General features: G+C 44.6%; 11 protein-coding genes. 3 read left to right on the top strand and 8 right to left on the bottom strand.

What is annotated here, in order from left to right; all coding sequences use genetic code 11:
- Window positions 1-178 precede the first annotated feature (178 nt).
- Window positions 179-1,528 carry a P-loop NTPase fold protein gene (locus tag F6K20_RS09730; RefSeq protein WP_287266208.1) on the top strand — a complete coding sequence of 450 codons (1,350 nt, stop codon included), beginning with the start codon at window positions 179-181 and terminating at the stop codon, window positions 1,526-1,528.
- Here the strand turns inward: F6K20_RS09730 and F6K20_RS09725 are convergent.
- Entirely contained in the window at window positions 1,523-1,696 is a 174-nt protein-coding gene (locus F6K20_RS09725; RefSeq protein WP_154659850.1) for a hypothetical protein, read from the bottom strand. The genes F6K20_RS09730 and F6K20_RS09725 overlap by 6 nt on opposite strands.
- 51 nt (window positions 1,697-1,747) lie before the next feature.
- Between F6K20_RS09725 and F6K20_RS09720 the strand changes: the two genes are divergently transcribed.
- Window positions 1,748-5,533, top strand: a complete 3,786-nt coding sequence (locus tag F6K20_RS09720) for an nSTAND1 domain-containing NTPase (RefSeq protein WP_008186595.1) — start codon at window positions 1,748-1,750, stop codon at window positions 5,531-5,533.
- Between the two features lie 77 nt (window positions 5,534-5,610).
- On the opposite strand, the gene F6K20_RS09715 is transcribed toward F6K20_RS09720, so the two are convergent.
- From F6K20_RS09715 to F6K20_RS09700, 4 genes are all read right to left on the bottom strand, one after another.
- Window positions 5,611-6,504, bottom strand: a complete 894-nt coding sequence (locus tag F6K20_RS09715) for an Rpn family recombination-promoting nuclease/putative transposase (RefSeq protein WP_287266209.1) — start codon at window positions 6,502-6,504, stop codon at window positions 5,611-5,613.
- 103 nt (window positions 6,505-6,607) lie between these two features.
- Complete coding sequence (locus tag F6K20_RS09710) at window positions 6,608-7,531, bottom strand: Rpn family recombination-promoting nuclease/putative transposase (protein WP_287266212.1); 924 nt, start codon at window positions 7,529-7,531, stop codon at window positions 6,608-6,610.
- 141 nt (window positions 7,532-7,672) lie between these two features.
- On the bottom strand, window positions 7,673-8,200 hold the full coding sequence (locus F6K20_RS09705; protein ID WP_008186589.1) for a tetratricopeptide repeat protein: 528 nt from the start codon (window positions 8,198-8,200) through the stop codon (window positions 7,673-7,675).
- On the bottom strand, window positions 8,193-9,005 hold the full coding sequence (locus F6K20_RS09700) for a transporter substrate-binding domain-containing protein (RefSeq protein ID WP_008186587.1): 813 nt from the start codon (window positions 9,003-9,005) through the stop codon (window positions 8,193-8,195). Before F6K20_RS09700 ends, F6K20_RS09705 begins: the two co-directional genes overlap by 8 nt.
- Window positions 9,006-9,158: 153 nt before the next feature.
- On the opposite strand from F6K20_RS09700, the gene F6K20_RS09695 reads away from it, so the two are divergent.
- Window positions 9,159-9,320 carry a hypothetical protein gene (locus F6K20_RS09695; RefSeq protein WP_287253670.1) on the top strand — a complete coding sequence of 54 codons (162 nt, stop codon included), beginning with the start codon at window positions 9,159-9,161 and terminating at the stop codon, window positions 9,318-9,320.
- 20 nt (window positions 9,321-9,340) lie between these two features.
- Here the strand turns inward: F6K20_RS09695 and rplT are convergent, their stop codons facing one another.
- The 3 genes from rplT to F6K20_RS09680 all read right to left on the bottom strand — a co-directional run bounded on the left by rplT (window position 9,341) and on the right by F6K20_RS09680 (window position 10,994).
- Window positions 9,341-9,694 carry a 50S ribosomal protein L20 gene (rplT, locus tag F6K20_RS09690; protein WP_008186586.1) on the bottom strand — a complete coding sequence of 118 codons (354 nt, stop codon included), beginning with the start codon at window positions 9,692-9,694 and terminating at the stop codon, window positions 9,341-9,343.
- Between the two features lie 61 nt (window positions 9,695-9,755).
- Entirely contained in the window at window positions 9,756-9,953 is a 198-nt protein-coding gene (gene rpmI / locus F6K20_RS09685) for a 50S ribosomal protein L35 (RefSeq protein ID WP_008186584.1), read from the bottom strand.
- Window positions 9,954-10,019: 66 nt separating this feature from the next.
- Window positions 10,020-10,994, bottom strand: coding sequence for a sensor histidine kinase (locus F6K20_RS09680; protein ID WP_287294525.1), 975 nt, complete (start codon window positions 10,992-10,994; stop codon window positions 10,020-10,022).
- Window positions 10,995-11,020 lie beyond the last annotated feature (26 nt).

Here is an 11,020-nt window from a genome sequence, read left to right as displayed (position 1 = left end):
TTGTCACCAAAACATCCACGGGGGCAAGTCGAAAGACTAGGATATCCAGGAGCCGGATGAGGGGAAACTTTCACGTCCGGATTTGAAGGAGAGGTGCCCTGGGTAATACCAGGCATCGACTCTAATCAGTCTTGAACCCTTGATGAGCTGACACCCCACACCCCACACCCCACACCTGATGACTCTAAATTTCACCGAGTTTTACAAAGCCACTAACCCCAGCAAAACCCTTGATCTAACCCAGCCAGAAGACCAGAAGCTCTATATCGATTTTTCTTCTGTCCGGGGGGGAGCACTGATTCAGCAACTGAAAGCGCAAATTACTCTATTCTCCGAAGACCAGCCCACCTGTCAATTATTTACCGGACATATTGGTTGTGGGAAGTCTACGGAATTATCTCGACTCAAGGCTGAGTTGCTAGCAGAAAACTTTCATGTGGTTTACTTCGAGTCGGATCAAGACTTGGAAATGAATGATGTGGATGTGGGGGATATTTTATTAGTTATTGCTCGCCAGGTCAGTGAAAGTTTGGAAGCTAGCCAGGTTAAGTTACCGCTACAAGGCTTTAAAGCTTTCCTACAGGAAATTACCACATTGTTGGGTTCCGATGTAACTGGGGTTGAGGTTAAGGTTCCCAAGGTTGGTGAGTTTGGGGTCAAGGAAAAACAGGGAGAGTATTCCTTATCGGCAGGGATTGCCAAAATTACCACGAAAACCAAAAATAGCCCTACCTTGCGTAATCGGTTGCGGGATTATATCGAACCTCGTACCAAAACGATTATTGATGTTATTAATACCGAGTTGATTGAGCCTGCGATCGCTCAACTCCAACACCAGGGAAAACGGGGACTAGTGGTAATCGTGGATAACCTTGACCGGGTGGAAATTGTGCCCAAGCCTTGGGGCAGACCACAACCGGAATATTTATTTGTAGACCGGGGAGAACAGTTGCGCCAACTCAACTGTCATGTTATATATACGATGCCCCTAGGGCTACGATTTTGTAATGATATCGTCCGGCTTACCAATCGTTTCGGGGTTGAGCCGAAGGTGTTGCCAATGGTGCCAGTGACGCAACGGAATGGTAAGGAATGTGAGGAAGGAATGGCAAGGCTCAGAGCCATGGTAATGGCTAGAGCTTTTCCTAAGCTAGCATCAGCGCAACGGTTGCAGAAGATTCCGGAAGTGTTTGATGCACCGGAAACCCTGGACAGACTCTGTTCTATCAGTGGTGGTCATGTGCGGGAGTTACTGGCAATGATTCGGGATTGGATTATGGTGGAAGGCAAGTTACCGCTATCCCGAGCAGGGTTAGACCAGGTTATTCGTAGTCGCTGTAATAAAATCAGATTAGCGATTGATGAAAAGGAGTGGGAATTATTGCGTCAGGTGCATCAGAGCCAAGAAGTAAGTGGTGACGACCATTATCGGGTGCTGGTGCGTAGTCTATTTGTGTATGAATACTATGACGCTCAAGGGTCTTGGTTTACAGTCAATCCGATTCTGGTAGAAACGGGCAAGTTATAGCTGAGGGAACAGGGAATCGGGAATCGGGAATCGGGAATCGGGAATCGGGAATCGGGAATTGGGAATCGGGAATCGGGAATTGGGAATCGGGAATCGGGAATCGGGAATCGGGAATCGGGAATTGGGAATTGGGTTAGCAAGAATGCGCTTTGAGATTGATATTAGCAATTATTGCTTCGTTGAATTTGGAAACACCATTACACCCATTGCCATAACTCAATGACTAATCGTCAGCCACAGGATGATCATCAACAGCTATTGAAGCAGCTGGCTTGGGCAATGGAAATGGGAGCCGGTGAAAAGGAATTTTCCTTAATCTTTGCCCATTGTAATTATACCCAGTGGCGAGACCAGTTGATTCAACAGCTGGCCGAGGTTTGTTCCGTAGAGATTCTCCCGATTGGGCTAACTCCGGAGGTCACTCAGCTCTACAGGACTATATACAGCCACATTCAATCCCAACTGGCACAACAACCGCCCCAAGGGATTATGGTTTATGGCTTTGAGGTGGTCAGAAACCTTGAGCAACTGCTCAGATTAGCCAATCGAGTCCGGGAAGAGTTTCGGAAACAGTTCCATGTCCCGGTTTTATTTTGGGTAGATGATCGAGTCTATTCCCAATTCCTGCACTCCGCCAGGGATTTGGCCAGTTGGGGAACCGGTTCACCCCTGGACTTTCAAATCTCTACCGCTGACGTAATCGAATTTATCCAACAGGTTACTGATCTTGGGTTTGCTCAAGTCTTAGCCGCTGGAGCTGCTGAGGTTCTTAACCATAAACATAATCTCAGTAACCAGCAGCTGGCTGACTTACGCCAAGCTTGGCAAGACTTGCAACATCGGCAGGTAGAATTAGCGCTAGACTTAGAAGCTAGTGTGGAATTTATTTTAGGTCGAGGAATTCCCGATGATCTCAAGCAGTCCCAAGAGCATTATCAACGAAGTATAGACCTGTGGGAACGTCTTCTGCGAGCTTACCCCTCTTCCCGCTCTGCCGACCGCGAATATCTAATCCGATACGGATGTGTTCTTTTCCATATGGGGCAATTGTACCGTACCTATGCCGATCAAAACCGGAATCAGCATAAGCAACATTGCCTACGGGCTAGGGAATATTTTGTGCGATCGCATGACTGCTTTGAGCAAGCCCAGCGTCCCGACTTAGTGGCTAAGTTTATCAATACCTTGGGAGAAATTCTACAAAGACTAGGGCGATGGGATGAGTTGGAGCAGTTAGGTAAAAAAGCCTTAACCCTCCATCAACAATATCCCAACCCGGTCTGGCTTGCCCATGATTACGGCATTCTAGCCGCAGAAGTCGCCATCGCTCGCTCCCAATGGCATTGGGTCAAGGACTTGGCAACTAAAGCACTGGACATCCTTACCAAGGCCAAGAATTCTGTTCAACTCCCTGGTGACCTGACTCGGGAGCAGTTGGACTGGGCGTGGGGACTTCATCAAGGTTGGTATCGCTTATCCTTAGGCAGAGCCTACAAGCATCTCAGTCTACCCGAGGACGCGATTGCCCATCTTGAGCTTGCCAAAGAGCAAACCCTACCTAACTTTAATCCTTATCTATATATTAAAATTCTGGCAGAATTGCGACAGCTCTACTTTGACCAAGGGGAGTATCAAAGAGCCTTCTCAGTTAAGGCATACCAGCAATCCATCGAGTATCAGTTCCGGTTTCGGGCATTTCTCGGACCTAGTCGATTGTCCCTCAACCAACGAATTAGGGATACTCAGGCAACGGTAGAGGAAAAGCAGCGAATTGTGGCTGATCCCATTGCTGCCTCTGGTCGAGAGCAAGCGATTAATGACTTAGTTGAGCGTATTGCTCGCAAAGACCACAAACTAACGGTAATTTGTGGCTCCTCCGGTGTCGGTAAAAGTTTTCTACTTCAGTCTGGTTTAATTCCTAGATTACAGCAAGAGATTATTGCCGCTCGGGATGTGGAGCCAGTGTTGCTGACAGTTTATAAACGGTGGCAGCATAGCTTGGCTAAAAGGATAATTGGAACAGACCAGGGGGGAGATGGAAAAGAAATTCTGGGTAAAATTCTCCACCAGCTGCGACAAAATGGTGACACTAATCGACTGACGGTTCTAATTTTCGACCAGTTTGAAGAATTTTTATTTCAGTATCCTCAGCCACAGCAACGGCGAGTTTTTTATCAATTCTTAAAGGACTGTCTAACCCTTGAGGCCGTGAAGGTAATTCTGGCCTTGCGAGAAGATTATATCTATTATTTATTAGAGTGTAATGACCGCCTAATTAGTTTAGATGTCGTCAATAATGATATTCTCAGCAAGGATGTTATCTATTACTTAGGAAATTTTACTCAATCCCAGGCCAAAAGAGTGATTGAACGGTTAACGGAGCAAGCTAAGTTTTCCTTAGAACCAGAGTTAATTGAGCAATTGGTCAAAGATTTAGCAGCAGAAACGGGAGAAGTGCGTCCGATTGAGTTGCAGGTAGTGGGAGCACAATTAGAAACCGAGGAAATTGTCACCTTGGAGAGGTATAAGCAAGGTAGCGATAAGGAAAAACTAGTAGAGCGTTATCTGGAGGCTGTGGTTACTGATTGTGGAGCAAAACACCGAGAAAATACCTGGAAATTGTTGTTTTTATTGACCAATGACAAGCAACTGAGACCCTTAAGAACCGAGACTGAATTAGCTAGTGTATTAACTTTACCTCCAGAGGATATCAGCCTGATTTTGGAGATTATAGTAGGCTCTGGTTTAGTGTTTCAAATTCAACCAGGAACGGAAGATTGCTATCAGTTGGTTCATGATTATTTAGTAGGTCCGATTCGGAATAAAGTTGATAAAAAAAAGCGGATTTTAGAGCAAAGGAAGCAAGAAGTAGAAAAACTAGAACGAGCAGGAGTTACACATCTTGATAAATTTAAGGATAGCCCGTTTGATGCCTTACTAGCAGCTATGGAGACCGGGAAAACATTGAAAGCAATGGTCACGAAAAATACTCCCTTGAAAGACTATCCTGGTGCTAGTCCAATACTTGCTTTACAACGGATTCTTGACCAGATTCAGGAGCCTAGACTTGTGAAGCATCAGGGTAGGGTTAAGCAGGTGGCATTTAGGCGGGATGGTCAGCATCTGGCTAGCGCTGGAGGTGACGGAATCGTCAGATTGTGGGATATCAACACTGGGCAAGTCCAACAAGAATTGAAGGCGCATTGGGGTTGGGTTTGGCCGATGGCATTGAGCTGGGATGGTCAGTTGCTAGCTAGCGCTGCAGTTGACGGAATCGTCAGATTGTGGGATATCAACACTGGGCAAGTCCAAAAATTGAAGGGGCATCGGGGTTTAGTTCAGCAGTTGCAATTCAGCCGGGATGGTCAGCTGCTGGCTAGCGCTGGACTTGACGGAATCGTAAGGGTTTGGGATCTCAACACTGGGCAAGTCCAGGACTTGAAGGCGCATCGGGGTTGGGTTTGGCAGATGGCATTGAGCTGGGATGGTCAGCTGCTGGCTAGCGCTGGACTTGACGGAATCATGAGGGTTTGGAATATCAAAACTAGGCAAGTCGAGGAATTGAAGGGGCATCAGGGTAGAGTTTACCAGGTGGAATTTAGCTGGGATAGTCAGCTGCTAGCTAGTGCTGGAGTTAACGGAATCGTGAGATTGTGGGATGTCAACACTGGGCAAGTCCAAGCATTTACAGACAATCACAGTAAAGTTGACCAGGTGGAATTTAGCCCTGATGGTCAATTGCTCGCTAGCGCTGGACGTGACCGTACCGTGCGCCTGTGGGATTTAGCGGGTCGGCAAATTGCCCAATTCGAGGGGACTCGCCTGGTTTTCCACCCAGATGGGACGCAACTGGCTACCATAGACGGTTATACCATCAAGCTGTGGCGGGTGGACACCCTGGATGGACTCTTAGCTAGGGGTTGTGCTTACTTACGTAGTAATTCCAGAAATAGTTATGTCAATCCGGAACTGAAGGCGTTTTGTGATGGCTTGCTGGAAGAATGAAGAATGAAGAATGGAGAATGAAGAATGGAGAATGAAGAATGAAGAACGGAGAATGTATAATTCTCAATTCTCAATTCTCAATTCTCAATTGATTCAATCTCTTCTCGAGAAAGTTGGGTGATTTTCATAATAGTCTCCACATCTAAACCTTGTTCCCGGCAGGAACGGGCGATCGCTATTTTTTCTTGTTTTATCCCTTTTTCAATACCTCGAATTTCTGCCTGTTCCACTTGCCATTTAGTCTCAAACTCTTGGGTACTCAGGATACTAGCTTCGTCACGCTTGTTGTTGATATAACGCTCATAAGCGGCTCGTTCTTGTTCTGATAAATTAGTGACTCGTAGCGCCTCCTTGGCTTCGGCTATTCCTTTGGCCGAAAATTCGGCTTTGATGTCGCTGTTTTTCAGAAAATAAATCCATTCATCTAAGGGGTTTTTCGCTAAGTCCTTAAAATTCCTTACTTTCAGCAGGTAGTATTCTGGGAAGATATCTGCTACTTTATTGATGTGAAATTTAAATTCCTGAGTTTTTGTCGGTTGCAGGATATCCCCCAGATTAGCCCCAACGAATTCTCCACGATAGGAATAAATATAGTCATCTCCCATTCCCAGGTTAAAGTAGACTATATTAATTGAGTAGACTTTTTTAATTTGACCGTACTCTTCACCTTTGTCTAAGTATTCGGTGACTAACTTAGACGCACCGTAGAGCATACGGTGAAAATAATCGTGTTGAGGGTTGTTTTGTACTTCAATCAGGATCAGCTCACCATCAGTGGTTTCAGCGAGAATATCAACTCGGTTGGTTTTATCATCGAGTGTTTCTTGATTAGCTTCGCTTTCGAGAAGGGTTTTGATGGTAATATCGAAATGCAACAACTCGCTTAAAAACCCTTCCAAAACACCAAAGTTAGCTTGATTACGCAGCAGTTTTTTGATTGCCCAATCAAAGCGAATATGTGTGTCTGGCATTGTCTTGTTATCTTAAGGAAGAAAGAGTGAATGGTGAATGGTGAATGAAGAATGTAGAATGTAGAATGTAGAATTATCAATTCTGAATTCTACATTCTACATTCTAAATTGATTCAATCTCTTGCCGAGAAAGTTGGGTGATGTTCATAATAGTTTCCACATCTAAACCTTGTTCCCGGCAGGAACGGGCGATCGCTATTTTTTCTTCTTTTTTTCCTTGTTGAATACCTTCTTGTTTCCCTTGTTGGATACCTTTTTCAATACCTCTGATTTCTGCTTGTTCCACTTGCCATTTAGTCTCAAGCTCTTGGGTACTCAGCATACTGGCTTCGTCACGCTTGTTGTTGAGATAACGCTCGTAAGCGGCTCGTTCTTGTTCTGATAAATTATTAACTCGTAGCGCCTCCTTAGCTTCGGCTATGCCTTTGGCCGAAAATTCCGCTTTGATGTCGCTGTTTTTCAGAAAATAAATCCATTCATCTAAGGGGTTTTTCGCTAAATCCTTAAAATTCCTTACTTTCAGCAGGTAGTATTCTGGGAAGATATCTGCGACTTTATTGATATGAAATTTAAACTCCTGAGTTTTTGTCGGTTGTAGGATATCTCCGAGATTAGCTCCAACGAACTCTCCCCGATAGGAATAAATATAGTCATCTCCCATGCCCAGGTTAAAGTAGACTATATTGATTGAGTAGACTTTTTTAATTTGACCGTACTCTTGACCTTTATCTAAGTATTCGGTGACTAACTTAGACGCACCGTAGAGCATACGGTGAAAATAATCGTGTTGAGGGTTGTTTTGTACTTCAATCAGGACGAGCTCGCCATCAGTGGTTTCAGCGAGAATATCAACCCGGTTGCTTTTATCATCGAGGGTCTCTTGATTAGCTTCGCTTTCGAGAAGGGTTTTGATGGTAATATCGAAATGCAACAACTCGCTTAAAAACCCTTCCAAAACACCAAAGTTAGCTTTATTCCGCAGCAGTTTTTTGATTGCCCAATCAAAGCGAATATGTGTGTCTGGCATTGTCTTGTGCTGGTGCTACTGTTTTCGATTTGGCTCAAAGGTGGACAAAAGTGATAGATTCTTAAGTTCAGGTTATCTGTGACAACCTTTTGCCCACCCTAGCTGAACAGCTTACTTGATAGTTGATCGTTAATACTTCAGTTATGCTGGTGTAACCAAGCGTTTCCGGAGGGATTCTGCTCGACGCTTAGCGGTAGAATTCTTGGGGTCATATTTGAGCGCCTCATCATAAGCTTCTAACGCCTGAGCAGTTAATTGCTTGCGCTCGTAAACATGACCGAGATTGTTGAGGGCTGTGACATATCCAGGCTCTTGCTTCAAGGCTTCTTTGTACTGGCGAATAGCCAGATCATACTGTTCTTTAGCACAATAGGCGAAACCCAAAGCATTATAGACAGGACCAAGGTTTTCTTCGTCAGCATCAGTCCCTTTCAATGCTTTTTGAAATAGCAGGATAGCTTGACCAAATAGCTTCTTGTCCGCATAAATACTGCCCAACTCGTAATACTCTATAACTGTCCCCCGGTCTTTTTGCAGCTTTTTCTCCAACCGAGAGAGAGTGGTTTCAATTCTACGAGTTTTGATAACTTGGCGCAGCACCGCGAAAGTAACACCAGCAAGTAGGACTAGCAAAACGGAAAGATAAATAGTTGGCAGTGTATCATTCATAAGGTTTGACAGTTTTTCTTCTTAATGGTAATCCCCAAGCAGTAGCTCGTTGAGCTAACCAACCATCTGCTTGCCAACGTGCGATCGCATGATTCACGCGCTGCTTTAGCTTGGTGTATTGTAACCCCTTAGGCATCACCACACACAAGGCTTCACCCGAGAGCCACACTGGTAGCATCCGATACTCAGGATAGTCTTGTACCCAGCCACTGAGAATGCTCTTATCGGCAGCAAAAGCATCAGCCCTACCATTTTCTAAAAGCGTACGCGCTTCTTGGTAGGAATCTACTCCCACCACCCTAGATTCCGGTAAAGCATACTGCACGACAGCAATTGTGCTAGAATGATTGAGTATGGCGATGGTTCTGCTATGGAGATCACCCAATCTGGTAATTAAGGGGTCTTTAGTAATCAAACCCGTGCCATCCAGGTAGTAGGGGATACTAAAATCCACTAATCGGCGGCGAGGTGCTGTGGCTGTGACTCTAGCAATTGTCAGGTCAACTTCACCGTCCAAAACCACCTTCAGTCGGTCAAGATTTCCCACCTGCTGCAACACCACCGCATCAGAATTACCTAACAGTTCTTCTGCTAGACGTCGTGCTAAGTCAATTTCCAATCCTTGTAACTTGCCATCCGCATCCCTATATCCCAAAGGGCGCAGATTATCTTTGACAGCAACAATCAACTGACCCCGCTGCTCTATTTCCTCAAGTTGAGCACTCCCAACCCGTAACGGTGTCAAAAAAGACATCGCCGTCAATCCGAAGACCATACCAAAGTTGAAGAACTTGTGCTTAAGCATCGGTCGGGGAATCGAAATTCGCAAAAAGGTAAGGTAATCGGTCTTGCTTAAGGGACTTGCCTGAAAAAACAATACCAATTAAATAGCAATTAACTCCCAATTCAATTTGGATGGGATAATTCTTATAATCTATAATAATCAAAAGAACCAAAGATGGTTTTTACCCTCAACAAGCCTTACCCTTACGGATTACCCATTTACCCAAAACCAGAGTTTCTCAGGTTGCTAAGCATTCAGCTATCAGCCATTAGCCTTGGCCTATGGCTACGCTACGCGAATGGCCAAAAGCTGACGGCTGACCGCAGACGCGCGTAGCGTGCGCGTAGCGCATATGCTTACTCAGCTTTAGCCGCTAACTCCACCACTTTGTTAAAGCTATCTGGATCCAGAACTGCCAGCTGTGCCAACATCTTGCGGTTAATTTGGATATTGGCTTTTTTCATTTGACCCATCAGCTGGCTGTAGCTAATGCCATTTTGACGTGCTGCTGCGTTAATGCGAGTAATCCACAGACGTCGAAAATCCCGCTTGCGCTTGCGGCGATCACGATAGGCATTGCGCAGTGCTTTCATCACTTGTTGGTTAGCAATGCGGAAGAGTTTCGAGTGGGAACCTCTGAACCCCTTAGCAAGTTTGAGAATTTTTTTGCGCCGCTTACGAGCGACATTACCGCGTTTTACCCGTGTCATGGTTGATTCTAGCTAGTATGTTAGTTTAGTAGTGTTAGCAGTTTAGGTCTTCTGTTAAGATTTACATATAAGGCAACATCAGGCGAACATTATCCGCATCCCGTTCGTCTACCAAGGTCAGTTTAGACAAGCGCCCCTTCCGTTCTGAGGTCTTGTGTTCTAGTAAGTGATTTTTAAACGCTTTGCGGCGTCTTATTTTACCACTGCCAGTAGCTCTAAAACGCTTGGCAGCTGATTTGCGGCTTTTTAGTTTAGGCATTGACGGATTATAATAATGGCACAATTTATTATTGTATACCAATTGCTGCGTAATTAGGTGACCGGCTTATTCGTCTTCTTCTGGTAAATTCTTGGGCAAGGTGATGGTAAAGGTTGTTCCAACACCCACTTCACTTTCCACGTGAATCTTACCACCGTGTGAGTCTACACAACTTTTGACAATTGATAACCCTAGTCCTGTTCCTGGGATTATACCCACATTACTGGCACGACTAAAAGACTCAAACAATTTTGGTTGGTCTTCTTTAGGGATGCCAATACCTTGATCAATTATCTGTAAGATTACTTTCTCTTCATCTCCGTTTAGCTGTACTAAAATAGTCCCACCATCGGGAGAATATTTAATGGCATTGGAGATGATGTTATTCAGAATTTGTCTAATAATTTTGGGGTCTCCTAATATTGGCTCCCAGTCTCTTTTACTACTAAATAGTAGCCGATGTTTAGCCCCAAGGCTTGATTGAATTGGGCAGAATAACTCCTGAAAAAATGTTACTAAATTCAAAGCAACTGGTTGAAATTCTAACTTATCGAATTCTGCTTGATTAATGAATAATAAATCATTGACTAGGGTAGTCATATGTTTGACCGCACCTTGGATCCGCCAAAAATGTTTAACTTGCTGAGAATCAGTCAATTTATGACGGTACTGTTCTAGGAGTTCCACAGAGGATAGAATTGTCATTAAAGGTGTACGGTACTCATGGGATATGGTAAAAATAATCCGAGATTTAAGGTCACTGACTTCTTTTTCACGCTCCAGTGATTGACGCAATTGCGATTCCAAGTTGCGTAGCTGTTCTAAGTAATCTCTTAGTTCCACTGTGCGAGCTTGGATTCTGGTTTCAAGTTCTTGATTGAGGGCTTCTAAAGCAGTTTGGGCGGAAATGCGATCGCGAATTTCCTGTTGCAGCAGTTGATTTTGCTCAATCAGTTGTGTTTGTAGCTTGTGCAGAGTCAATTGATTCTCCACACGGGCTAAAACTTCCTCAACCTGGAATGGCTTGGTGATAGTCAGCACCACCAACAGCAAAGGCTTTCACCTTG

Origin of the sequence: Moorena sp. SIO2C4, from assembly GCF_010672485.1 — a bacterium.
Taxonomy (GTDB): domain Bacteria; phylum Cyanobacteriota; class Cyanobacteriia; order Cyanobacteriales; family Coleofasciculaceae; genus Moorena; species Moorena producens.
The sequence above is the reverse complement of the archived record's forward strand: the minus strand, read 5'-3'. Positions and strand labels throughout refer to the sequence as shown.

Bases quoted from the DNA above. Each gene is read 5' to 3' on its own strand.
- F6K20_RS09730 (WP_287266208.1), top strand. From the start codon at position 179: ATGACTCTAAATTTCACCGAGTTTTACAAAGCCACTAACCCCAGCAAA.
- F6K20_RS09695 (WP_287253670.1), top strand. From the start codon at position 9,159: ATGGTTTTTACCCTCAACAAGCCTTACCCTTACGGATTACCCATTTAC.
- F6K20_RS09705 (WP_008186589.1), bottom strand. From the start codon at position 8,200: ATGAATGATACACTGCCAACTATTTATCTTTCCGTTTTGCTAGTCCTA.
- F6K20_RS09710 (WP_287266212.1), bottom strand. From the start codon at position 7,531: ATGCCAGACACACATATTCGCTTTGATTGGGCAATCAAAAAACTGCTG.
- F6K20_RS09720 (WP_008186595.1), top strand. From the start codon at position 1,748: ATGACTAATCGTCAGCCACAGGATGATCATCAACAGCTATTGAAGCAG.
- rplT (WP_008186586.1), bottom strand. From the start codon at position 9,694: ATGACACGGGTAAAACGCGGTAATGTCGCTCGTAAGCGGCGCAAAAAA.
- F6K20_RS09700 (WP_008186587.1), bottom strand. From the start codon at position 9,005: ATGCTTAAGCACAAGTTCTTCAACTTTGGTATGGTCTTCGGATTGACG.
- F6K20_RS09715 (WP_287266209.1), bottom strand. From the start codon at position 6,504: ATGCCAGACACACATATTCGCTTTGATTGGGCAATCAAAAAACTGCTG.
- rpmI (WP_008186584.1), bottom strand. From the start codon at position 9,953: ATGCCTAAACTAAAAAGCCGCAAATCAGCTGCCAAGCGTTTTAGAGCT.